Raw genomic sequence first — 25,446 nt, forward strand, 5'->3', positions numbered from 1 at the left:
TTTCTGTAAGAATCCTTAATTGCCAAGTTGATTGGAGTGCAAGGTGCGAGACTCCTGCGGGAGGAGCGGGACAGGTGAAACCCGCAGGCGCAAGCGCCGAGGGGTTCAGCGCATGCCCCGCGAAAGCGAGCAGCCTGTGTAACGTAAATCAACCACTCTCAGTAAGCAACAAGGATTACGAAAGCAGCCGTGATTTTTCCTGGACCGCATTCTTGTAAATAATCTTCATTGCTCAATTGATTGGAGTGCAAGGTGCGAGACTCCGGCGGGACGAGCGTGACAGGTGAAACCCGCAGGCGCAAAGCGCCAAGGGGTTCAGCGCACGCCCCGCGAAAGTAGGCGTTTATGCCTGTAAAAGCGAGCAGCCTGTAACGTAAATCAACCACTTTCAAAAGCAACAAAGGTTATCTAAAAGACTACTCTTTCATCCACGTGATGCCGATCGATCCTTCGCCAAGGTGGGTCCCGATAACAGGGCCAAAATAATCTACCGAGACATCAGCATTGGGATATCTCCCCTGAATATCGGCTGCGATTTCCTTCGCCTCTTCTTCACGCTGGGCATGGATCACACTGACTTTGAAACTCTCATCCGGCTTTACCGATTGCTCCATGAGCTGATGTATGCGGGCGATCGCCTTTTTCTTCGTACGGATTTTTTCAAAAGGAACTATTCTTTTATCCTGGAAATGAAGCACAGGCTTGATCTGCAGAAGGTTCCCGACGAGAAGCTGGGCTGCGTTCATACGTCCGCCGCGATGCAGGTGGTTGAGATCATCGACCACGAAATAGGCGGGAATGCCGCGCTCTTTAATAGAGTTCAGTTCCTCCATGATTTCCGTTGCATTTGCTCCCTCCTTCGCCATATCGACTGCTTTATACGTATAAAAGGCTTGCGGGGCGCAGCTGATCTCAGAATCAAACACATGGAACTTGATGCCTTCGACCATATCTGCGGCGCTTAGAGCGCTTTGGTATGTACCGCTGATGCCGCTCGATAGGGTGATCATGATCGCCTCATCATAATCCTTTGACAATCGTTCGAGCGTGTCTGCCAGTTCGCCGATGGATGGCTGTGACGTTTTAGGAAGTGCTCCTCCCTTGCCAACCATCCTGTAAAAATCATCCTTGTTAAGCTCCACTTCTTCCTTATACGATTCATTGCCAAAAATAACGTTGAGCGGAATCATTACAATGTTTTTTTCGTTTCTGATGTGTTCCGGTATATATGCCGTGCTGTCTGTCATTATCGCTACCTTGCTCATTGTAATTTCCTTTCCTGACAATATTTCGTCCATTGTCTCATCTACGTTAGTAGATTACACGAAACAGGCACCGTTTTCATTAAAACGGCGCATTTCTTTATCTCTATTTTTCTTTCTTTCTCCATCTTTCATCCATTTCCTGCCCAAACCTTTTTCTCTTTATCCATGAGCTGACAAAGAGCCAGCGCCCCATAGAGCGGGGATTGATCCTTTAATCCCGCAAGGACAACCTCGGTCGGGCACGGCACAAACTCTTCAAGCATGCTTTTTATTTTTCCAAGGAACCAATTTCCCGACTGAGCAACGCCTCCGCCGATGACGATCGTTTCAGGATTGATAAGGGCAGCAGCATTGACGATGGCCATCCCCATATGAAGGATGCCTTCCCGTATAATGCCCTGGGCGAGCTTGTCTCCCTCCTCCGCGAACTGAAACACATCTGATGCTTTCAGTCTATTTAGCTCTTCTCCAGAAACCTCACCGTCCAGCCGCTTTGCCTCCCGGTAATGGTGTGCGATGGCCACACCGCCCATTTTGCTGCTTAAAAAGCCGTAGCCGTCCTTGATTGGAATAAATGAACCCGTAGCCGCTTCAGGATCGCTGATCATATGGCCCACCTCCCCTGATGCCCAGTGGGCTCCGCGGTAGATTTCACCGTTGATCAATAACCCTGCCCCGATGCTCGTTCCGATCATGAATAGCAGGACATTTTTCTTTCCTTTTGCGGCTCCGTAATAGACCTCTCCCAGCAATCCGCCATTTACGTCATTATCGATATGAACAGGTACGCCCAGCATTTCTTCTGCTTCTTTTTTCAGCTCATAATCCTGCCACTTTAGATTAGGGGCATGAAACACTACGCCCTTATCCGGATCAATGACACCTGGTGCCACGATTCCTGCCGAAACAATATCCTCCCAGCTGACATTCTTTTCTTCAGCCATCTCTTTAGCTTGTTTCGCCAATTCTATTAAAACACCGGAATCCACAAATTCCTGTGTCGGAAATTCCCTGTTTGCCAGCATTGTACCATCTGCTTCAAAAAGGGCTGCTTCCACATTGGTACCGCCAATATCTGTTGTTAGGTAATATTTATCTCCCATGTATGCCACCACTCCTGTTTTTCTTACTATTACCCCTGGCAGGATAGAAAAAAACGGTTTAAAAACAGGACATGGTTCTATGGTAAGAGTCCTTCTTAAAGAGGGTTCAATGGACCTAATAATTTTTTGTAAAAATTTGAGAGTAAAAGAAGGAAAACGTCGAAATTGTAAGAAATTAGTAAAATATATTCATGAATTGGAGGTACTTCATACTATGCAGCATAATCTATATATCGTGGCACTATCTGTCGTCGTTTCCATTGTCTACACATTCGTCGCCTTAGATTTTGTCCGCAGAAGTAACCGTAAAACGATGTCATCCCGCCGTTTGTGGCTGTTCAGCGCTTCATTGACCATGGGGATCGGAATATGGGGTACGCATTTCGTCGGGATGATGTCTGTGAACATGTCTTTGACTGCAGCCCATCATATTCCCGCCATCAGCCAATGTATGCTGATCGCTGTTGCCGGAACATATGGGGCCTTTTATTTCACCAAATCCTTTCATAAAAAAAGCAGTGTCTTTCTTTCTGCCTTCTTCATGGGCTCCTGCATCATCGCCCTTCATTATTTCGGAATGAAAACAGCAGCAATAAACTCCAATCTCCACTATGACTTTTTTGTGTCTACGCTTGCTGCTGCAGCCGCTTATCTATTTTCAGCCATCGCGCTCTACCGCCAATTTTCTGCCTCTCAGCCCTCATTATTCACCCAATTCATCAATAGTCTGTTTATGGTTTTGTCATTGACGGGATTACATTATATCGGTGAAAAAGCGATGCTTATGAAGTCTCATCACATTTTTCTCGTCATGCACGATCCACGCCTCGGAAGTCTTTCTTTGATCGCTACGGCTATTGTAATCGTTGCTTCGTTGTTCATCGCACTTCTGTATGTACTGGGGGCAATGAGTGATCAGCAGCTGAAGCTGAAATCATTGCAGCTGGATGAAAGCGAACAGCGCAACCATTCCTTAATCGCACTGAATCCAGATGGCGTTTATATGATCGGCAAGGACAGAAAGATTACAGGCGGCAATCATTCTTTAGAAAAGATCACGGGCTATTCTGCAGATGAACTGCAGGGCTCTCTCTATACCTTTCTCCTGGCCCCGTCAGAAGCAGAGAGAACAGAGGAGTTTTTTCAGCGTACACTTGCCGGTGAACCGGTCAAACGCGAGACACGCATCAAACATAAAAACGGAACAGAGTTCGAGGCGGAAATTACAAATATCCCTTATTTTGTTGAGAACAAACTGATCGGCATTATCGGTACGATCAAGGACCTGACAGAATTCAGGCGCATGGAAAAGAAATTACGCCTGTCGGAAAAATTAGCCGTAGTCGGAGAACTTGCAGCTGGGGTTGCCCATGAGATCCGCAATCCCCTCACCTCGCTTAAAGGTTTTACACAGATGTTCAAAGATCATCCCAACATTCCTGGCCGTGAAGAATATTTAAATATCATGCTGGAAGAGATTGAATCCATTAATCTCATTACCAATGAATTTATGGTGCTGGCTAAGCCTCATTTGACGATGACAAAGCGGATCGACCTGCTCCCCTTGATCAAACAGGTTACCCTGCTTTTGACCGGGCAGGCAAGCCTCAACAATACACAGATTGAGACGCAGTTTTACATTGACAGCGGAATAGTTAAAGGCGAAGAAAACCAGTTAAAGAAAGTGTTTGTTAATGTGATCAAGAACGCGATCGAAGCTATGCCTGATGGCGGCAAGGTAACAATAACCGTTACAGGCATTCAAAACGAAAATCTGCTCATTCAGATCAATGACGAAGGTGTGGGAATATCTGAAGTCCATTTAAGACAGCTCTTTCATCCTTTTTTCACGACGAAAGAGAACGGCAAGGGACTGGGATTGATGGTCAGCCAAAAGATTCTGGATAACCATATGGGGCATTTACGGTTCACGAGCACGCTTGGTGAGGGGACGCTTGCAGAGATCACGCTTCCTGCTGAAGCCGTGAAAGAACTGCCAAGCCCTACTGCAAGTTAAAAAGCTGCAGGCATAAAAAGACCCGGCTCTTAAAGAACCGGGCTGCATCAATCATTTATTATTTTACTTTTACCCAGCCGTTTTTAATGGCTTCAACAACCGCCTGGGTTCGGTCGTTCACGTTCATTTTTTGAAGAATATTGCTCACATGGTTTTTAACCGTTTTCTCAGAGATGAACAGGTCTTCTCCGATACCGCGGTTGCTTTTTCCGTCTGCCAGCAATTGCAGTACTTCACATTCACGGCGTGTCAGGATATGAAGCGGTTTGCGGTACTCAATTTCGTTAAGGCCGATGTTGTTCGGATTGTTGGCATTGTTCTTCGTTGTTGTAGACAAACGGCGGAACTCATTTAATAGATTGTACGTGATCTTCGGGTGAAGATACGCTCCGCCATCTGCTACGACTTTCACTGCTTCGATCAGGGAGTCAGCATCCATTTCTTTTAACAGGTAGCCGGAAGCCCCTGTCTGAACCGCATGCGTCACATAGGTCTCGTCATCATGGATGGAGAGAATGATCACTTTCGTATCGGGAGCCTTTTCAACCAAACGGCGAGTTGCTTCTACACCATTGATATGCGGCATGTTGATATCCATCAGCACAACATCAGGATGGTGCTCGTTCACGATATCCTCGGCTTCTGAACCGTCATCTCCTTCGGCTACAACAGAGAATTCGTCCTCCATATCCAGGATGCGCTTTACGCCTTCCCGGAACAATCGATGGTCATCAATAATTGCAATTCTTGTTTTGTCCGGTGCAGAGGCACTGGATTCATAAACATCTACACTTCTCATTCTGAACCCTCCCGATCTCGTATAGGTATTTGAATATAAACGTTGGTTCCAATGTTTAGACGCGAATTGATTTTCAGAGTGCCTTCCAGCAGCTCCACGCGTTCTCTCATGCCGATCAGCCCAAATGAATTGGTCTTTTGCGGTACTGTGGCATCGAAACCTTTACCGTCATCTTTTACAAATAAGGATACATTGCGGTCCGTGAATTCAATTTTCACAGAGATGTTCTTCGGCTCTGCATGCTTGCAAGAATTCTGGACAGCTTCTTGAATCAATCGAAATAACGCTATTTCCATCTTCGTATGAAATCTCCGCTCATTCCCCATCGGAACGAGTTCGATCTCAATACCGGTACTTTCCTGGACGTTGCGCAAGTATTTTTTTAATGTAGGGACGAGCCCAAGGTCATCAAGCGCCATTGGCCGGAGATCATAGATAATTCTCCTGACTTCCCTCAAGGAGGCTCTGACCATCTCTCTTAAGTCTCTAATTTCAGTTACTGCTGCTTTTGTACCTTTTTCATTAAACACCTTTTCGACCAGCTCGGAACGAATCAACACATTAGCCATAAGCTGGGCCGGGCCGTCATGGATCTCACGTGATACCCGGCGGCGTTCTTCCTCTTGAGCTTCAATGATCTGAAGGCCAAATTCCTGCTTTTGCTTGGCATCTTCCACAAGCTCATTAATTTTCAGTAAATCTCCGCTTAAATAGTTCAGGACAACCGATATCTGGCCGACGAGTGATTCTGCTTTAGACACCGTCTCTTTCAGGCCATTTAAACGCCTTTCCAAATCGTTTCGTTTTTCCCGCAGCTGTTTTTCAGTCTGGCGGGCAATGGACATTTCGATCTGAATGGCGTTCGCGCTTTCGTATGCGTCGCGAATATCGCCCTCACTGTACTTTTGAAAATGTTTGCTTACTTGAGCGAGCTTTGACCTGGCAATCTTGGACCTTTCTTCAAGCAGGTCCGACCGGTCAATGGCCTCGAGCGCTTTTTCCTTCACATCTTCAAGCTCTTTATTCAGCCGAAGAAACTCCTGGCGAGATTCCTCGCTGATATCAAACACTTGAGTCTGGCTTACTTTAACGGTATTGATGGTTTCTGTAAGAATGCCATCTAAAAGCTTTGGATCGATTTGTGTTTTAGCTGCCATCTTGTAAATATCCTCCAATTAAAACGATAAAGAAGAACAGACTTTAGTTCTAGAACCATCCTACCTAATTTAAGCTTAGGTCTTTCTTACTATGAATCCAAATAAAAACATTTATTCCATAAATCTTTCGTATGAAAAAGGAAGTTTATGTCTATTCTGCAAAGAAATTTGTAGGAAGGTTGCTCGCGCCTTATAATGAAGGATAGCACTAAATCCCCTGAATTTGTAGTTTTTTCGGGATAATTTTTATGAGAACTTTACATTTTTCCATTACCATTTATCTTATTGAAATTTATTACTAATTAAAGGTTTTTACTTAAATCCATTAGTAAGGAGCACGCTAAAAATGTTATCCAATTATTTTACTGTCAAAGAAACCGGCGAGCATGAGATTGTCATCGAGCGGTCAAGGTTCCTCGCTCATTTCGCCAGGGCAAAGACTGAGGCTGAAGCGATAGAATTTATTCAACGCATCAAAAAAATGCATCATAGCGCCAACCATAACTGTTCCGCCTATCTGATCGGGGAGCATGACCATATCCAAAAGGCGAATGATGATGGAGAGCCGAGCGGTACAGCCGGTGTTCCGATGTTAGAAGTTCTGAAAAAAAGGAAATTAAAAGATGTAGTCGTTGTGGTTACCCGTTACTTCGGCGGCATTAAACTCGGAGCAGGAGGATTGATACGCGCTTACGGAAAGAGCGTGAGCGAAGGATTGAACGCCATCGGGGTCGTTGAACGTACACTCATGCAAATTGTGCATACTAAAATCGACTACACTCTTCTCGGCAAAGTAGAAAACGATATAAGGTCCTCTCCCTATATGATCAAAGAGATCAATTACCTCGAACAGGTCGAAATTTTAACGTATGTTGCGGTAAAAGACTTACAAAACTTTAAAGAATACTTAATAAACCTCACGAATGCACATGCTACAATAGAAGACGGTTCATTGGAATATCTGGAAGAAAAAATCTTGTGATTCTATCCCCATTTATCTCAGATATTGTCGAAACCTATGGACTGTAGGGTTGAATTATTGAGAGATCAATTAGGGAACTTTTCCGTTAAAGTGAGGAATAAAACATGAGTTATTATAATGAAGAAAGGCAGCCGACACGGCTTGTCAGAAGGAGAGTCAAGAAAAGGAAACGCCGTCCTTTTCGGCGCTTGATCCGTATTATTCTCGTTCTCCTTGTGCTTTGTATGCTGGGCGGAGTCGCGTATGCCGGCTATTTAGCGTATAAGGTTAAATCAACGGCAGACAACAGCTATAAAGGACTTGCCCATGGCAACAAATCCGATCTTCGCATGGATAAAGTCACAATGGGTAAAGACCCTGTCAACATTCTCCTGATGGGTGTCGAAGACTATAAAGGCTCACCAGGCCATTCCGATGCGCTGATGGTACTGACCATCAACCCGGATACCAAGGAAGCATCGATTGTAAGTATCCCGAGGGATACTAGAACGTACTTGCCTGATGCGGGACGCAAAGACAAAATCACCCACGCTTATGCTTACGGCAAGAAAGGCCATAAAGAGCAGGCTACGATTGATGCGGTAGAGCATTTCCTTGATGTTCCGATCGATTACTATGTACGTACAAACTTCCAGGGCTTCAAAGAAGTTGTTGACTCTGTCGGCGGAATTACAGTAGACGTACCATTCGACTTCTATCAGAAGAACCTGAAAGGCCACAAGATCTACTTCCATAAAGGAAAAATGGATCTGAACGGCGACGAAGCACTAACCTACGTACAAATGCGTAAACAGGATAAACGCGGGGACTTTGGACGCCAGGAACGCCAGCAGCAGGCAATGAAAGCTGTAGCGGACAAAGCGTTGTCCATCAAGTCCATCTCAAGGGCGGACAACCTGCTGAACTCTGTAGGAGACAACGTTCAAACGAATATCTCCTTAAAAGAATTGTTCGGCATGAGAAACTTCTACAAACAAATTCAAAGTAAAGAGCTTGAACGCATGAACATCGGTGGACAGGATGAATACATTAACGGTGTTTACTACTTCAGCCCTGATGAGCAAGTCGTTCAAAAAGTAAGAGACCGTATTAGAGAGATCCTTAATTATAAAGGAAAAGGCTCCGCTTCCGCTGACAGCAGCAGTTCTAATGGGACTAGCGAGCAAAGTCAGGGAACAGGAGAATAAGATAAATGAAGAAACCCGCCGATTGGCGGGTTTCTTTTTGTGCCTTTTTTGAAAAATGCTTTAGTTTGCAAGTAAAGTTTAGGTTTTCGCAAGTAATTGGGTAAGTTTCGCAAGTATTTTGTGTCGAACCGCAAGTAATCCGACTAATTTCGCAAGTAAAACAGTTATTTTTGCAAGTAAGCGTCACTGGCTGCGCAGTTATGCCTTTAAATGAGGGCCTACTACCCTAGTGATAGAGTATAAAAGGAGAGCATCCCCCTTCTGTAAGCCTCACATCTCCCTTATTTAACGCTTTTTGAACAAGTTTAAGGAGAAGAGTTTTCTACTTGAACAAATCCCTATACAAGCCTGTGAGACAAACAAAAAAGGTGCCAGGCACCGGCTTTTGACATATGTCAAAAACGGGTGCCTGGCACCTTATATTTAGTTACTCCTTGTCCGGGCTGTTGACCTGCATGGTGCCGATGAACTTCTTGTAGAGGAAGAGCACCGGGCGGTATTTGTGATGGACGAGTCCAATGATCTCTGCGATGACTTCAAGCATCAGCAGAAGTCCGATGATGATCACGACAGAGCCCCACAATGTACTGGATTCAAACACGACGGCAGCCACGCTGAACACGATGCTGAGCGCGTAGATCACGAGTACGGTCTTGCGGTGGGACCATCCCAAGTTGATCAGACGGTGATGCAGATGTCCTTTATCCGGTGCAGAAATCGGCTTTTTGTTCGCCATTCTGCGGATGATGGCAAAGGAAGTATCGAAAACCGGGACGCCAAGGATGATGATCGGTACAACGAAACTGAACAGAGTAACGCTTTTATACAGTCCGAGCAGTGACAGAATCGATATGGAGTAGCCCAGGAACAGAGATCCTGCATCACCCATAAAGATTTTGGCCGGATTAAAGTTGTACATCAGGAAGCCTGCCGTAGAAGCTGCGATGATGAGGGCAAGGGAAAGAATCATCATGTTTCCGTTTAATCCCGCCATGATCGCGATGGTCACCATCACGATGACCGATACACCCGCTGCCAGGCCATCCAGGCCGTCAATCAGATTGATCGCATTGGTGATGGCGATAATCCAGAAGATAGTCGTGATGAATGCCCATGGACCTAAATGAAATGTACCAACAAAAGGTATGGTGATCAAATCAATGGTTAATCCTGTAGAAGCCACGAGAAGGGCCGCAAAAATCTGGCCGACAAGCTTAACTCTCGCACTTAATTCGTATTTATCGTCAATCATGCCGATCACGACAATAAGAACTGCACCTACAATAATCCCGGTTAGCTGCATTTCATACAGGCCCGAGACAAAATATCCGACAACTACGCCAAGGAAGATACCGACTCCGCCCCAGCGAGGCATTAATTTTTGATGTACTTTTCGTTGATTTGGTTTGTCGGTCACATTCAGGCGGACCGCCAGCTTAATGATAAAAGGCATGGCGACCACGACAACCGCGAACGACACAACCGCAGCAATGATCAATTGAACATTCATGTTATCCCTCTTTTTCCAACTCTTCAATGGATTTAAGCAAGGGTCCTCCTGCTTATGTTGCCCAACAACGCCCCATGAAAATTCGCATTCATCTTCTTCAGAAATTATATCTCGAAACCGTGATAAACAAAAGTAAAACTATGCTTGTCCGCTGAAGAACCGGAATTTTTCGCTTCATAATTGCTGATCATCTCTACTCTTTACCACTAAATCAGAGGTTTGAAGCTACTTTTTAAAAATTTCTGGCAGCAGCAGAATGGAGGCGCTAAGCATCAGTCCCACCAGGAGACCCAGCACAGCCTTCCTTTTCGGATCCCCGGCCATGTCTGTCGTATCTACTTTTTCAAGAAGCTTTGGTTCTTTTACTTTCAGCACTCTTGTTTTCAGGTCAAATAAATATTCTTCCTTCTTAATGGTGCCTTCACCAGAGACTTGTGTTCCTTCTACCTTCTTGATTTGATCCTCCAGCGTTGTTTTCCATTTTTCAGTTTGGTGGTTGCTTTCTTTCATGAATTCTTTCACCACTGGCTTCAATTGGGACTTTGCTTTGCTTTTATCCTCATCCATCAATGACAGCGTGATGATAGTATCTGTTTCAGGAACGACCTGAAGCTTGTCTTTCATCGCCTTTTCTTCATCCTTGTTCAAACCTTTGACAGAACGTAAAAACTCTTCGCTCGTAAGGTACTCTTTCGCACTGTCCGGCGTGTTCAGGATGGAGTTTTCAGCTTGTCCCAGCTTCACTTTCGCGGTCGCCTGGGACGTGCTCGGCGCTTTTGAAGCCATAAAGTAGGCGATCACTGTCGTTAAAACAGGAATCAGCAGCAATAGAACGAAGAATTTTTTGAACCGCTGCCAGATACTTTCCGTGATTTCTTTCATTTGCTTGTCCATACACTTACTCCCTTACTTCTTTGGTCGATATTGAACCTCATTTTGTTTCACTCTCCAGAAATTAATATAGCTGATGGAGAACGCGAAAAGCAGCCAGAGGTAGTTTAGAGAAATTTGCGAGCTTGGGCTGATGCAGGAAAGCGAGAAAGCAATCATGCCGCCAAGCAGCCCTTCACTGATCATTTTTTCATAAAGGGTATCACTTTGCCTGAAGATGCGGAAAAGCTGCAGGATGACCCAGAGATACAGGAGGACATAACCGGCAAAAATAACAGCTCCGTAATTGACGAGAATCTCGATCCACCAGTTATGGACATTGATGATTCCCTTCGTCGGAAATTCCGCATAATGCATGAGATAGTATTTAGAGTTCCCCGAACCGATGCCGAATCCAAAGCTTTTTTCAAAAAAAAGCAGTCCGTTCTTAATAAGGTTGGACCGGATATCAACCGAGGCGATCTCGGCTTGTGAACCGCTTGCCAGCAAGCTGTGGAGCATGCCTTCTACTTTTCCGATGGCAGCAGCAAACTTTTCTTTAAATAAAACCACCAAAGCGGTCATACCTATGAAACCGAGAATGACAAATCTCCTTTTCACTTTCTTGTTTGTTAAAAAGACAAACCAGAAGGCAAGACCCAATGGGATCGCGATAAAATTCGCCCTGGATGACGTAAAGACCATCACATAAAGAGAGAGAAGCATCAACACGGCTCCCGCAGCCTTAAGCAGCCATGACCTCGTCCGGTGGACAAAGGCTAATACGAGAAAAAAACTGACCGAAATAAAGCTCGCAAAATCATTCTCGTTCACAAAAACGGATGTCGGTATCCCCTTTTGATACTCTGCCACTTTATTGATCCTTGAGATGGCAAGATGATGATGCGTCACATGGTTCCACAGCCCGATCACGGTCAGCACGGCGAACATGCCAAGCCAGATCCAGTACACATGCTTAAACTCCTCTTCCTTTTTCATGAGAAAGACCATAAAAAAGATAAGAGAAATCCCGATGATCAAGAAGATCAGGTCAACCGCACCCATTGAAAGGGAGCGGCTCCAGCTCAGGGAGAAGAGGGCGTACAGCACCCAGAACAGGTGGAAGTACAGCATAGGTTTGACCTTTACCTTCTCCCAATCCAGCACGTCTCTTCTAAAAAGGGCGAGATAAAGAACGGCTGGAACCATCAAAACGTAAATCATCCTGTACGGAAACATCGAGATCGGCCCTACGGGGATGCTCATGATTCCCGCGCCCAGGAATGATGAAAAAATCAGGAGATAAAGCAGCAAGTTCATCATCGGAATCTGCTGCACAACCGGTTTGATAGCGATAAAAACAGCCATTAAAGCGACGTATCCTGCAAGTGCCGCTGTCAGAAGCAGCGGTGACTGGACTGGCACTCTGTCGATCAGCCAGCTGCCCGTAATGGCCGCAAAGCATAACGCCAGAATGAGCTGTGTAATTTTCGATTGAAAAAGACTCCGCAAATCAGGCATGTACTTCCCTCCCTTCGCCTTTCCTTCATAGATGCAAGTTTCATCGCTGTTTTCAAGGGAAACACGGGAAATTACGCCTCTTGATTTTTCAGCAGCTGGTCGTCTGGCACGCTTTTGAATTTTCTAGCCGGATGGCCGGCCACGAGATCTTGGCTTTCTACATCCTTTGTAACAAGGCTTCCGGCTGCCACCGCTGCTTCTTGTTCAATGACTTTGCCAGGAAGAATCGTGGAGTTGGCTCCGATCCTCCCGCCTCTTTTTACGGTAACGCCTTTAAAATGTTTAAACCGTTCTTTGGACCGGGCCATATAGTTGTCATTGGTCGTAACAACACCCGGTGCGATGAACACGAGGTCTTCAAGCTCGGAATAAGCCGTAATGTAAGCATTTGTTTCAATCTTGCATTTTACTCCGATGACGCAGTCGTTCTCGACCGCAGCGCCACGTCCGATAATCGTTTTATGGCCGATCGTCACCCGCTCGCGGATGGTCGCAAGGTCAGCGACGAAGACATCGTCAGCCAGCTCTGCGCTGGCGTAGATGATCGAATTGGTTCCAATCGTTACCCCTGAACCGATTTTTGCGGGCGGCAGTGTTTTTAATTCCGGCAGCGCTGAATTCTTTGCTCTTGCTGGCTGCTTGCCGATGACCGCATTATCCTGGATGATGCAGTTATCTCCGATTGAGACTCCGTCGTAAATGACCACATTATGCCCGATGATCACGTTTGAACCGAGCTGTACGTCTTTTCCTAATACTACATTACTCCCCTGGCTGACCGTCAATGAGAACACCCTTTCTTCCTAAAAGCTGAATGCGTTTATGCGAATGATTTTTCTTTTGATTCGTTTACAGGATTTTTGCTGAAATAAGCGGCGATCTGTTCAACGACATACTCCTGCTGCTCCCTCTTCAGTTCAGGGAACATCGGAAGTGAAAGTACTCGGTCTGCTGCTTTTTCTGTTTCAGGCAGGTCACCTTCCTTGTAGTCGAGTTCTTTGAATACCGGCTGAAGGTGAAGCGGTTTTGGATAGTAAATCATAGATCCAATTCCCTGCTCTTTCAAAAACTCCTGCAAACCGCTGCGGTCTGGCACTTGAATCGTGTATTGGTGGAACACATGATAGTTGTGTTCTTCCACAAACGGAGTGATAACAAGATCACCCAGCTTTTCCTTCAACAGTTCTGTGTAAATCGCAGCTTTTTCACGTCGTGCTTCGCTCCATGTGTTCAGATGAGGAAACTTAACGTTCAGGATTCCAGCCTGCAGCTCGTCCAGACGGCTGTTGTACCCCAGGATGTGGTGATAGTATTTCGGCTTACTGCCGTGAACACGGATCACACGCATCGTTTCAGCAATGTCCTCATCATTCGTGATGATCATGCCGCCGTCACCGTACCCGCCAAGGTTTTTCGTCGGGAAGAAGCTGTAGGTTGCTGTCGTGCCAAGCTCACCGACATTTTTCCCTTTGTATTTGGAACCGATGGCTTGAGCTGCATCCTCAATGATCGCCAGGTTATGCTTCTTCGCGATTTCAGCGATCGGCTCCATGTCTGCCATCTGGCCGTACAAGTGAACCGGGATGATTGCTTTCGTTTTTTCTGTTACCGCTGCTTCAATTTTTGCTGGATCAATATTGTACGTTTTAGGATCGATGTCGACAAAAACAGGAACAGCTCCTGCACGAGCCACCGCACCTGCAGTTGCAAAGAACGTAAAAGAAGGAACGATGACCTCATCCCCCTGTTTCACTCCGCATCCAAGCAAAGAAATGTGCAGGGCGTCACTGCCGTTCGCTACCCCCACTCCATGCTTTGCCGCGCTGTATTCTGCTACATCCTGCTCCAGTTTCTTAACGTTATCTCCCAAAATAAAGCGAGACCCTGACATGATATCTTCCAAGCTTGCAAAAATCTCCTCTTTCAATGATTGGTACTGTTCTGATAGATCAAGCATAGGCACTTTCATCTATGATCCCTCTTTCTTCCTCTATATTTGTATTGCATACTGTTGTTAAAACCTTTTGCTACCGATGTTTAGTCGGGTTGGCCTACTGGTGGCTCGCTTTGCGAACCCCAGCCGGCGCGCTGAAGGGGAGACTTCGAGGGTCTCTTTTAGCGGCAGTAAGCTATTGGTTTGTGCATTTACTTAATTTTCTTTTACGCTGAGCTGGTAGGCACGGGAGGCGTTCTCACGCTCCTGGAAAGCACAGATGTCCAGGAAGCGGTCAGCAAGCTTCGTGATGTTGTGCTTCTCGTTCACATACCGATAGCTGTTCCTTGAAATCTCTGCTTTTTCTTCTTCACTTAAATTCAATAACTCTTCCAATCCTTCAGCAAACTCTCCCGGCTTTTCAGGAGCAACTGACTTGCCGGCTTTCGCTTCTGCCACAATGTCGTTGGACACATTGCCGGCAAACAGGATCGGTTTTCCAATCAGAAGGTAATCGTTCAGTTTATTTAACGAAATTCCGTATTTATAAAGCTGGGTATCCAGCATGGAAACTAACAATACATCTGCAAGAGCAAGTGTTGGCATCACTTCTTTTTTCGGAATGCCATCAAAGAAATACACGTGCTCATATTCACTGGCGAGATTTTTGAGATTGTCTTTTTCCGGACCGTCTCCGACAAGGACATAGGCTGTTTTCTCCGGAGAGACAAACTTGGCGCTGTTCACGACCGTTTCCAGTGAGTTGGCTACACCGTGGGAGCCGACATACATCGCGACCTGTCCGTGCTTTTCTTTGATCTTGCTGATCTCATCCTCAAGCGAGCTTTTGCCCTCTTTTTCTTCCATACGGTCCATGTTGATGCCGTTCGGGATGACGTGGATGATCTTTTCATCCACTCCCATCTCCTTAATGTACTGTGCCGCACCCGGCAGCGTAACGATGATCTGGTCCGCACGTTTATACACGAACTTCTCGATTGCACCGAACATAAGAACTGCGGGATGGTGCTTCGACATCGAACCGAGCTCGATCAGCGTCCGCGGCCATAGATCCCGGATCTCCACAATGTAAGCAGCCTTCTTCCATTTGCTTAAAAAGTAGGCAGCCAGGCAGGCAAACAAGTGAACCGATGAGCCTACGATGGCATCAGGACGCTCTTTTTTCATCATCCCGCGCCACAGCGCCATGAAAAAGAAGGAAATCATGTTCAAGATCCGCATGACCCCGTTCCCTTTGTAAGGCAGGGTCCAGAGCCATTCAAAAATAACGCCGTTCACGTTTTCCTTGTAATTCTTCTTCTGCTTGTTTCTCCAGACAAAGCGATAAGCCAGAAAGCTGCTTGCGAAAATCCGAATCTTATGGTCTTTTTTTACGAGTTCATGGGCAATGTCATAGTGTCTAGTTATTCCTGTTTCCGACGGTTTTAACGCTACGTGATTTAAAATCCATACCTTCATCTGCTTGTTCACCCCATTTTAAAGACCTGTTGTCAGCCATGGCCAACCTTTCGTATAACGCAACCAGCTCTTGGCTTTCTTTTTCCCAGTTGTACTTCTCAATGACGGCCTTCCTGCCGTTTTCACCCATCTGTTTCGCTTCCTCCGGATGTTCCATGATCCATCTCATGGCATCGGCTACCGCGTCAGGATCGAGCGGGTCCACACATAGTCCGCAGTGGTTCCCGATGACGAAATCCTCCCAGAGCGGGAAGTTGGAAGCGATGGATGGAAGTCCGGCTGCCATGTATTCAAACAATTTGATCGGGTAGGAGACCATGTATCTCGGTTCCGGCCGGATCAGTACGAGCCCGGCGGTGGACTCGTCAAGCACGTCCTTTACTTCGTTTCGGCTGAGCCAGCCTTTATGGTCGACATGGCTCCAGCCTTTCTGCTGCTTCATTTCCTGTTCCAGCTGTTCCGGAGCAAATTTGCCGGCGAGAACGAGCTCGCCTTGTTTTCCTTGTCCGTTCAGAACTTCGATCGCCGAAACCATCTCTTTGATGCCGCGAAGTTCCGTGATTCCCCCGATATAAAGGAAGCTGTTTTCTTTCCGTTTCGCAGTATGGCTCTCTGACGGATTTCCCATCAGTTCTTGCAGGATCGGGAAATTGTGTACCGTCACCGTGCTGGCGTTATACGTTTTAAAACGCTTCGTGATCGTCGGTGTGGCCGTCACAACGGCATCAAACCTGCTGGCTGCGTATTTCTCCATCTTTTTTACCGAGACCGAGATGTTCTTTCTGAGCAGCTTCGGAATCCACTGTTTGGAGAGGACCTGCTCAGGCACATCTTCATGAACATCATAGATGACTTTCTTGCCTTTCTTTTTTAAGAGAAGACCGATGATCATCAGCTCGGGATCATGGAAATGGTATACATCGGCGTCTACTTCAATCGCCGCCTGATACACACTTTTTGCAGCAGCAATCATCCGTGAATAGCGGTTGCTTGCCGTTGAGGACACACCAACAACTTTTACGCCGTCTATTATTTTATTTTCGGTATTTGGTGCTATTAAATATACATCGTGTCCCGCAAGAGCTAGCGACCGGCATTCTTTCACAAAAATACGGATGTCGTCAGCGGGATGGACTGAAGTTAAATGACAGATTTTCACGGCAACGTTCACTACCTTTGGTTTGGGAGTTACCATTCGCATGGAAAACCAGACCTTGGCTGGCCTGGTTTTTTATTTTTGGTCTAAAGACTGGATCTTTGAAAGATTTTAGTAAGATCTTCCTTGACAAGTTGATTGGAGTGCAAGGTGCGAGACTCCTGCGGGAGAAGCGTGACAGGTGAGACCCAAAGGCGCTTGCGCCGTGGAAAGCGAGCAGCCTGGAACGGAAATCAACCCTCTCAAGAGCAACAAAGATTACACATACAACCATCTTATAAGCGTACAAGCTTATAGAAGGTGATACTTTTTCACTTTCGCTGACAGATCTTTCATCGCGTTTCGTGTATCGAACAATACCGGGCTGTGTTCTGCGATCAGTTCATAGTCAAACGCTGTATGATCGGTTGTTAATAGAACAAGGTCGGCACTTTCAAGTACTTCTTTGGAAAGGTCATGAGTTTCCACGATACCGCCCATGTAGCGGAACGTGTTAACGTGCGGATCAACAACCGTGTAATTGGCTCCCGCTGCATCCAGCTTTTCAAGAATCGGAATGACCGGTGATTCCCTCATGTCCTCAATGTCTTTTTTATAAGCGACTCCTAGAATAACGACTTTCGCGCCGTTCATCGCTTTCTTTTCCTCATTTAAAATTTTCATGCTGCGTTCGATCACGAAGTCAGCCATGCTGTTGTTGATTTCCCCCGCTGTTTCAATCAGGCGGGTATGGTAGTTGTACTCACGTGCTTTCCAAGTGAGGTAGAATGGATCGATCGGAATGCAGTGCCCGCCAAGGCCCGGGCCTGGGTAGAAGGCCATGAATCCGTATGGCTTCGTTTTGGCAGCATCAATCACTTCCCAAACATTAATGTTCATCTTGTCGCAGAGGATGGCCATTTCGTTCGCCAGCCCGATGTTAATGTTTCGGAAGGTATTCTCAAGAATTTTTTCCATCTCAGCCACTGAAGGACTGGAAACTTCATGCACTTCTCCTTCAAGTACAGCACGGTAGAGAGCAGAAGCCACTTTTGTACATTCCGGAGTTACTCCGCCTACCACTTTCGGCGTATTCTTCGTATTGAACACTTTGTTGCCCGGATCGACACGTTCTGGCGAATACGCAAGGTGGAAGTCCTTACCGCACGTAAACCCTGAAGATTCAAGGATCGGACGAAGAAGCTCTTCTGTCGTTCCCGGATATGTCGTGCTCTCAAGAACGATCAGCATGCCCTCATGCAGGAACTGTGCGATTTCTTTACCTGAGCTCTCTACATAGGATGTATCCGGCTGGCGGTAAATATCCAATGGAGTCGGCACGCAGATCGCAACGGCATCCACTTCTGAGATCAGAGAGTAATCCGTTGTCGCACGAATCTGTTTTGAAGAAGTAAGCATCGCCAGCTCTTCGTCCACAACGTCTCCGATATAATTGATTCCGTCATTCACCATTTCAACACGGTTTTCCTGAACGTCAAAGCCAATTACCTTGTAGCCTGCTTTTGCTTTTTCAACGGCAAGCGGCAGTCCGACATAACCAAGGCCAACCACTCCGATGACAGCCTCTTTCGTTTCGATCTTGTTCAATAGTTGCTTTGTAACATCTCGCTGTGTAGTCTGTAGAGTTTCCATTAGTTTAAAACCTCCTGAGGTTGCATTTTGACAGGCTGATTGGTTTCTGCTGATTCGTACATGGCAAGGACCAGTTCTAACGCTTTTTTGCCATCCTCACCTGTTACGATCGGCTCCCGGTTCTCTTTTATTGCCTCGACCATGTCTTCGATGATGCATTGATGGCCGGGCTTTCCAAATGGATCTTCTTCTATCATTTTCTTAAGTTCGGCCGTTTCTTCTTCACTCGTGCCTTCAACGTTCCAGTGCTCCACGTTGACTGCAGTAGGACCGCCGATCTTAATGGTTCCTTTTTCACCAAAGATACTGAGTGATTCTTCAAAGTTTTTCGGGTAGATGGTGGTGGCTGTTTCAACCACTCCAAGGGCTCCGCTCGTAAACTTCACGAGCCCGGTGCAGACATCTTCTGCTTCGATGTCACGGATGCGAGTGGCGCTCATGCTGAACACCTCGTTCACATCACCCATCATCCAGAGCATGAGGTCCAGGTTATGAATGGCCTGGTTCATGAGTACTCCGCCGTCCAATCCTTTCGTTCCTCTCCATGGCGCCTGATCGTAATACGCCTGGTTTCTGTTCCAGCGGACCGTTGCGTTAATGTGGCTGATCTTTCCCAGCTTGCCGCTCCCGACCACTTCTTTCAGCTTTTTCATCGCCGGTCGGAATCGGTTCGGGTGAACGACCGCCAGCTTCACATCGTTACGTTCACACGCTTCGATGATGGCATTTGTATCATCCATTAAAAGAGCAATCGGCTTTTCTACGACTATATGCTTTTTCGCTTCCGCACCCTGTACGGCAAGCGTTGCATGAAAGCCGCTCGGGGTACAAATGTTAATCACGTCTATGTCCTTATCGGCCAGCAGCTCCGCATAATCTGTATACGTTTTGGCGTTATACGTTTCCTGATAGAACTCCATGTTTTCCGGGATCATGTCACATACAGCAGCAAGTGCTGCGCCTTCTGCCCGGTCAATGGCTTCTGCATGTTTCTTCGCAATATGTCCGCATCCTACAATCGCAAAATTAAGCATCGACAAAACTCCTTTTGATTAAAAACAATAACTTTCTGTTCACTAGATTTCTTCGTTCATTTTATATTATTTCCAAGGAATTTCAGGTAAATTCTCGGTTAAGAGATTGTTAAGGCCATTTACAAAAAGGCTCTGCAGGACGGGTCTTATTGCCCATAAGGCCTGTCGCGTCACACAGTACGGGATTTACATTTTCTTAATAAAAGGCTCTTTTCGCAACCTTTGTTGCTCTTGAGGGTGGTTAATTTCCGTTCCAGGCTGCTCGCTTTCCGCGGGGCGTGCGCTGAGCCCCACGGCGCAAGCGCCTTTGGGTCTCACCTGTCACGCTTACCCCGCAGGAGTCTCGCACCTTGCACTCCAATTAACCTGTCAATGAAGTGAAAAACAGCCTAATAAAGCAGATTCTCCCCAGATGCGAATCGACCCCCTCAAACAGGCAGAACATGATGAGCCCATAAGAAAAGCACCCCTCTGTAAAAAGAAGAGTGCTATATATATATTCTTATTGTCCGTGCATTTATGTTAAATTCTCTGTGCTTGCATCTGAACCACCGTCTGTTTGATGCCTTCTGCAAGGGGCACCTCAGGCTTCCAGTTCACAAGCGCCATGAACTTGCGGTTGTCGAGGCAGCTGCGGTAGATATCACCTTCACGCGGCTCTCCGTAAACAGGCTCCAGGCTGCTGCCCATTTCCTTCGCCATAACGCGGTATAGCTCGTTCACCGTGATCTCTTCGTTCGTGCTGACGTTAAAGATGCCGTCCTTACATAACAAGGCAGCGGTATTGGCCCGGGCCACGTCCTCAACAAAGATAAAATCACGGGTCTGATTGCCGTCGCCATAAATGGAGACCGGCTGTCCGCTCAGAAGCTTATCAAGGAAAATCTTGATAACGCCGCCTTCTCCATCCTTCGTCTGCTTCGGTCCATAGATGTTGGAATAGCGAAGAATGGAGTAGCTTATGCTGTGTGTTTCGCAAAAGTTAGCGATGTACATTTCACATGTAGCTTTTGAAATCCCGTATGGAGCAGTTGGCTGAAAATGCTCACCCTCTTTGAGCGGCACATTTTCATTGTCCCCATAGATGGCCGCTGTTGATGCGAAGACAAACTTCTTCACATTCAGAGATTTGGCCAGCTCCAGCATTCTGACCGTCCCTTCAATGTTCATCCTCATATCGTTAAGCGGGTCTGCTACGGAAGAAGGCACACTTGTCTGGGCCGCCAGATGGATGATCGCGTCAATTTCATAAGGCTGCAGCCGTTCCGGCAGAGAGGGATCAAGAATATCACTCTGGATGATCACATCTTCCGTGTTTACATTGCTTTCGCTTCCCGTCAGAAAGTTATCCACCAAAATCGGGGTATGCCCTTCCTTCATCAGTGCGTTTTTCGTAAATGTCCCGACGAATCCTGCTCCGCCCGTTACCAATACATTCATGCTGAATCCTCCCGTCAGTACCTGAGTTTTAGTTTTCGAATAACCGTTCTATAGAGCCGCAGGTCGCTTTTCTTGATCAGCAAAAAGCGGTGGTACGGCTCGTTTGTCACTTTTTTGTATAAGACGACCTTTACGAGGAAGCTGACAAAATACGTGATCGTCGCAGAAAATGCGGCTCCGGTCACTCCATACCTCGGAATGAGCACCACGTTCAGCACCAGGTTAAACAGCACATTGAAGATGGAAAGATACATGTTTAACTCGGGCTTTCCGCGGCCGGCAATGTCATTGGACAGAATCTTCTCGACCGACAGAAGCGCCACACCGGGCAGAGTGATTTGAAGCAGGCTCGCACTGTTCTCATACTGATGTCCGAAAAGCGTAACGATCAGATCCTTTGCGACAATAGTCCCAATCAGCGCAATGACTAACGTAATCGCCATAATGTTTCTTGATACGAGAGAAGTGAGATGGTTTCTCTCTTCATCAGTTTCAATGGCTGCGATTTTTGGGTATAGGACATTGGATATAGAAGCCGCAAAGATAGTCAGCCTCTCCCCGATATTCATTGCGGTTACGTAGATCCCTACCGCTGAATCCACCATGAAAAACCCGATGAGGAAAACAACGATACGATAGTTCAAAAAGCTCGCAAAGTTACTGATATGCGCTTTAAGCCCGTAATTGACAGATTTGCGGAAATACTCCCAAGAGAATCCCCTGATATTAAAACGCAGTCTATGCTTTTTCTTCAGCTGATAGACCATGTAGGCGACGTTGATCAAGTTCCCGGCGATGAACGCCATAATCGCCCCTGGAAGGCCGAGCCTGAAAATAAGGACGAAAACAGCGACAAAGCCGAGAATTCCCACCTGGTTCACGACCATAGCCGTATTGAACAGTTTAAAATCCTGCAGCCCCTGAAAGACCGTCTGGAAATATTCGCGCAAAAACATGAACGGCAGCGCCAATAAGCAAAGGTACAACAAAGTATGCGGAGTATGGTTGAAGAACTTTTCCGAGAAAAAGTAGATCACAATAGCCCCGATCCCCATACTGACCAGGCTCAGCAGCGTACCGATGATGATGTTATTGTTGTAGACCGTATTCAGCTTCACGTCTCCCCTGCTGATGTAATAGATCGTCGACGTGTTGATGCCGAGCGTCAAAAAGGTCAGCAGAACCGTCGGCAGCAGGGTGATCAGTGCATACTTACCCTGTCCAGCAGGACCCAAGATCCGGGCCAGCACAACCAGCAGCAATATCCCGATGACGATATTGGTCACCTGTCTGGAAAAGGTTAAGAAACTGTTTCTGACAAAGCTTCGGTTGCCGTCGCTCATATCACGATCCGCTCCCTTTCTTTACACTTTTTAAAAAGTCTGTGTAATTTTTCTTTGCATCATATTCCTTTTCCCATTTGGCAAAGGCATTCGAACGGTACTTCATTTTCTTTTCATCCGGCAGCGCGGCGAATCGCTCGATATCATCCGCCAGCTCAGCAGACGAAACCTCTGACGGAATCAAGAAACCATTGCTTTCATCAACAAGTTCCCTTACACCGCCGACATCTGTCGCTATGACCGGAATCGAAGTACTGAATGCTTCCATAATGGTCACGGGAATTCCTTCACTCTCACTCACGTTCACAAAAAGATCGAGCGGCTGTGACTGATAAAATTCAAAGATCTGCTGCTGGGTCCAGTGCCCCTTAAAATCGATGGTGACATGTTCCGGCAGCTCATTTTTCGCTTTGTTCTCGATCTCTTCCCGCTGTTCACCGTCTCCAATATGCGTCCAGTGGATCGGCGATGACGTTTGTTTTAGCGCCTCCACCAACAGATCCAGCCGTTTTACCGGCTTTACGTATGAACAGGAAACCATCCTGAGAATTCCGTCTTGTGAAGGGGCTGCGGTAAAGCCAGGTTTTTCAGTCCCGAGCCGGTTCACGAGAAGATGGGCATTCGCGTTTGGATATTTCGTATTAAAATAGTTCTTTCCGTCATCAGAAATCATCCGCACCGAATCGAGTGACGAGATCACTCTTTCCTGAAACGGCAGATAAGGCAGTGAATGCCGGTAATCGTACACGTCCCCTCCGTGGGCGCGGGATACCGCAAAAAGATCCCGGTGCGTTTCCTTCAGCATCGCAAGAGCTACCGCTGAAGGCGTCAGCCAGTACGAATAAAAAACGGAATTGCTTATATCAAAATTCGGATCATCCAGCCACTTTCTCTTGATTTCATCACGAATCCGAATTGCATGGCTCAGCCAGTTAGCCACCTGCATCAACCCTCTGCTGCCAAACATACGGGCTTTTGGAAGCTCTCTTGAAAGCCAGCGGCGTCCCTGAGGATCTGCCGTCACACTGTAAAACGTATGAATGTATTTTTTTGTGCCCCCAGGCCTTCCCGGCAGCTGGTGGACTTGCACTTTTTCAGGAACAGGCCGCTGCTCTCCGGTTCCGTTTACAACAGCAACTTCAATCTTTTCAAATAAGTGTTCCATGTATTTCATTTCGGTTTCTAAAAACTGCTCCCCGGGCAGGTAAGGATAACGGTTGGTTATCAGGATCATGTGCTCTCTTGCTGTTTTTATGCCATTCTGCAATGTGTTCACCATCCTTTGAATCCTGAAGCTCTTAATCATTCTTGCCAAAAAGAGCATATATAAGGGTGTTCTCTTAATCTTTCGCAGGCCGATTTTTATTTTTGCAATTCCGTTTTTCGCATAAAAAGCCTAACGGAGGCCTGAACTATCATGATAGGGGTCATTTATTAACTCAACTTAAATTTCTCATGAAGCTTTTGTAAATCTTTGTCCGAATTATCTTTACAGTTACCGAATTCTTCATTAAACTGTAATATTCTTTATATGATTTTTATTGTATTTACACAACTTTAAAGGTATCTTTATTGTATGCTTCCATAAATTTACGTTCCTTATGTCGAGCCAATTCGACAAGGATTACGAAGTTGCATTGTCTGTACGATCCTATTCTGTCACCAGAAAAGAAAATAACAGACCAACAAAACCATAGATATAGATGTAGAGAAGAAAAGGAGATTACTATAGATGGACCGTCAACAAATGCGGAAAAAGAAGAAGAAAAAGAGACGTATAAAGTTTATCGTCTTCCCATTGATTCTGATTCTTTTAGGAACAGTCGGTTTCGGATCTTATTTAACCTATAAATTAGCCAACGCATCATCAAAAGCGCAGGAAACCCTATCACGGGGAGGAAAATCAGAGCTGCGCCTGAATGAAGTTGACCCTGGCAAGGATAACTTTTCCGTCCTTATTGCAGGGATCGACGACAGCAAGCACCGTAAAGGGGAAAAGGGATTTGCAGGCAACCGGACAGATGCCCTCATTCTCGCCACCTTCAACCGTGATAAAAAATCCGTGAAAATGGTGAGCATCCCTCGTGACTCCTACGTTACGATTCCGGGGCGCATCAACAAGGACAAGATCACCCACGCCCACGCGTTCGGCGGTATGGATCTTACCGTGGATACAGTGGAACATCTGTTCAACATCCCGGTCGACTACTATGTAAGAGTAAACTTTGATGCATTCTTGCAGATTGTAGATACACTTGGCGGCGTTGATGTCGACGTACAGAAGAAAATCGTCGAACAGGACAGCAAGGACCGTCCTAGAGCCATCACAATCGAGCCAGGCCAGCAAAGGCTAAACGCTGAGGAAGCTCTCGCATACGCGCGTACGCGTCATGCCGACTCAGACATCATGCGCGGCGACAGGCAAAAACAGATTGTCGAAGCTATCCTTAAAGAATCAACACAGATCAAATCGATTCCTAAATACGGCAAGCTTATCGAGAACGTCGGCGACAACATGTCCACCAACTTTACGTTCGGCAACATGCTCGCACTTCTCAAATACGCGAAATCCGTAGGAGATGTCGAATCGCTTAAATTAGAAGGAACAGACGCAAGAATCAATAATATTTATTACTATTCCTTAAACGAACAATCAGTACAAAATGTGTCCGCCCAGCTGAAAGAGCATCTTGCTTATGACGGCTCAGGCACACAGGACAGCGGAACGGGTACCGGAACAAATTCCAGCAGTACCGATTCCACTACAGATAGCACTTCGGAAGCAAACAACGGAAATTAAGTTTAAGCCGGCCATCGGGGCCGGCTTTTTTCTTTGGGGTTTGGTGAAGTGATGGGTTTGATAGGATGTTGGGGCTTTGCTGCGGATGTGCGATTTTGTATGATTTAGTTGGCTTTCAGTTTGTTTTGGGTGAGTTTTTATATAAAAATAAAGACTAATTAGGGTTTATTCTTTTCCGTTAGCCTTATGTCAGCTAATTTAGAGCATTTTCCGAGTTA

General features: G+C 46.3%; 20 protein-coding genes. 4 read left to right on the top strand and 16 right to left on the bottom strand.

All coding sequences use genetic code 11. The features are described 5' to 3' along the window. Window positions 1-416: 416 nt before the first annotated feature. Entirely contained in the window at window positions 417-1,265 is an 849-nt protein-coding gene (locus M1K46_RS01850) for a DegV family protein (RefSeq protein WP_256224625.1), read from the bottom strand. Between the two features lie 128 nt (window positions 1,266-1,393). Next, on the bottom strand, window positions 1,394-2,368 hold the full coding sequence (locus M1K46_RS01855; protein WP_256224626.1) for an ROK family protein: 975 nt from the start codon (window positions 2,366-2,368) through the stop codon (window positions 1,394-1,396). Between the two features lie 214 nt (window positions 2,369-2,582). Between M1K46_RS01855 and M1K46_RS01860 the strand changes: the two genes are divergently transcribed. Continuing rightward, a complete protein-coding gene (locus M1K46_RS01860) occupies window positions 2,583-4,385 on the top strand; it encodes an ATP-binding protein (RefSeq protein WP_256224627.1) in 1,803 nt (600 codons plus the stop codon). Window positions 4,386-4,443: 58 nt separating this feature from the next. On the opposite strand, the gene M1K46_RS01865 is transcribed toward M1K46_RS01860, so the two are convergent. Beyond that, complete coding sequence (locus M1K46_RS01865) at window positions 4,444-5,184, bottom strand: response regulator (protein ID WP_053356968.1); 741 nt, start codon at window positions 5,182-5,184, stop codon at window positions 4,444-4,446. Next, window positions 5,181-6,341: a sensor histidine kinase gene (locus tag M1K46_RS01870; RefSeq protein ID WP_053356967.1), complete on the bottom strand. Its 1,161-nt coding sequence runs from the start codon at window positions 6,339-6,341 to the stop codon at window positions 5,181-5,183. Before M1K46_RS01870 ends, M1K46_RS01865 begins: the two co-directional genes overlap by 4 nt. 346 nt (window positions 6,342-6,687) lie before the next feature. Here M1K46_RS01870 and M1K46_RS01875 point away from each other — a divergent pair, with 346 nt between their 5' ends. Next, entirely contained in the window at window positions 6,688-7,323 is a 636-nt protein-coding gene (locus M1K46_RS01875; RefSeq protein ID WP_256224628.1) for a YigZ family protein, read from the top strand. 104 nt (window positions 7,324-7,427) lie between these two features. Next, window positions 7,428-8,510, top strand: coding sequence for an LCP family protein (locus tag M1K46_RS01880; RefSeq protein WP_256224629.1), 1,083 nt, complete (start codon window positions 7,428-7,430; stop codon window positions 8,508-8,510). Between the two features lie 427 nt (window positions 8,511-8,937). Here M1K46_RS01880 and M1K46_RS01885 read toward each other — a convergent pair whose 3' ends face one another. The 12 genes from M1K46_RS01885 to M1K46_RS01940 all read right to left on the bottom strand — a co-directional run bounded on the left by M1K46_RS01885 (window position 8,938) and on the right by M1K46_RS01940 (window position 23,707). After that, on the bottom strand, window positions 8,938-10,020 hold the full coding sequence (locus M1K46_RS01885) for a glycosyltransferase family 4 protein (protein WP_256224630.1): 1,083 nt from the start codon (window positions 10,018-10,020) through the stop codon (window positions 8,938-8,940). A gap of 225 nt (window positions 10,021-10,245) precedes the next feature. Beyond that, window positions 10,246-10,914 carry a hypothetical protein gene (locus M1K46_RS01890; RefSeq protein ID WP_256224631.1) on the bottom strand — a complete coding sequence of 223 codons (669 nt, stop codon included), beginning with the start codon at window positions 10,912-10,914 and terminating at the stop codon, window positions 10,246-10,248. A gap of 12 nt (window positions 10,915-10,926) precedes the next feature. Continuing rightward, window positions 10,927-12,411, bottom strand: coding sequence for an O-antigen ligase family protein (locus M1K46_RS01895; protein WP_256224632.1), 1,485 nt, complete (start codon window positions 12,409-12,411; stop codon window positions 10,927-10,929). 71 nt (window positions 12,412-12,482) lie between these two features. After that, on the bottom strand, window positions 12,483-13,205 hold the full coding sequence (locus M1K46_RS01900) for an N-acetyltransferase (RefSeq protein ID WP_053356961.1): 723 nt from the start codon (window positions 13,203-13,205) through the stop codon (window positions 12,483-12,485). 26 nt (window positions 13,206-13,231) lie between these two features. Then, window positions 13,232-14,380 carry a DegT/DnrJ/EryC1/StrS family aminotransferase gene (locus M1K46_RS01905; RefSeq protein WP_256224633.1) on the bottom strand — a complete coding sequence of 383 codons (1,149 nt, stop codon included), beginning with the start codon at window positions 14,378-14,380 and terminating at the stop codon, window positions 13,232-13,234. 180 nt (window positions 14,381-14,560) lie between these two features. Next, on the bottom strand, window positions 14,561-15,823 hold the full coding sequence (locus M1K46_RS01910; protein ID WP_256224634.1) for a glycosyltransferase family 4 protein: 1,263 nt from the start codon (window positions 15,821-15,823) through the stop codon (window positions 14,561-14,563). Next, complete coding sequence (locus M1K46_RS01915) at window positions 15,765-17,024, bottom strand: glycosyltransferase family 4 protein (RefSeq protein ID WP_256224635.1); 1,260 nt, start codon at window positions 17,022-17,024, stop codon at window positions 15,765-15,767. The genes M1K46_RS01910 and M1K46_RS01915 overlap by 59 nt, the downstream gene beginning before the upstream one ends. A gap of 246 nt (window positions 17,025-17,270) precedes the next feature. After that, complete coding sequence (locus tag M1K46_RS01920; RefSeq protein ID WP_256224636.1) at window positions 17,271-18,611, bottom strand: nucleotide sugar dehydrogenase; 1,341 nt, start codon at window positions 18,609-18,611, stop codon at window positions 17,271-17,273. Next, window positions 18,611-19,645 carry a Gfo/Idh/MocA family protein gene (locus M1K46_RS01925; RefSeq protein WP_091002816.1) on the bottom strand — a complete coding sequence of 345 codons (1,035 nt, stop codon included), beginning with the start codon at window positions 19,643-19,645 and terminating at the stop codon, window positions 18,611-18,613. Before M1K46_RS01925 ends, M1K46_RS01920 begins: the two co-directional genes overlap by 1 nt. A gap of 522 nt (window positions 19,646-20,167) precedes the next feature. Then, complete coding sequence (locus tag M1K46_RS01930) at window positions 20,168-21,085, bottom strand: NAD-dependent epimerase/dehydratase family protein (RefSeq protein ID WP_256224637.1); 918 nt, start codon at window positions 21,083-21,085, stop codon at window positions 20,168-20,170. Between the two features lie 14 nt (window positions 21,086-21,099). Further along, window positions 21,100-22,428 (bottom strand): flippase, encoded by a 1,329-nt coding sequence (locus M1K46_RS01935; protein ID WP_248253951.1) that lies wholly within the window; start codon window positions 22,426-22,428, stop codon window positions 21,100-21,102. Window position 22,429: 1 nt separating this feature from the next. Then, complete coding sequence (locus M1K46_RS01940; protein ID WP_256224638.1) at window positions 22,430-23,707, bottom strand: glycosyltransferase; 1,278 nt, start codon at window positions 23,705-23,707, stop codon at window positions 22,430-22,432. Between the two features lie 453 nt (window positions 23,708-24,160). On the opposite strand from M1K46_RS01940, the gene M1K46_RS01945 reads away from it, so the two are divergent. Next, the gene (locus M1K46_RS01945; RefSeq protein ID WP_256224639.1) at window positions 24,161-25,228 is read left to right on the top strand and encodes an LCP family protein; all 1,068 of its coding nucleotides are present in this window, start codon (window positions 24,161-24,163) and stop codon (window positions 25,226-25,228) included. The last annotated feature ends 218 nt before the right edge of the window (window positions 25,229-25,446 follow it).

This window comes from Fictibacillus sp. WQ 8-8, assembly GCF_024494405.1.
In the GTDB taxonomy this organism is placed as follows: Bacteria; Bacillota; Bacilli; order Bacillales; family Fictibacillaceae; genus Fictibacillus_C; species Fictibacillus_C marinisediminis.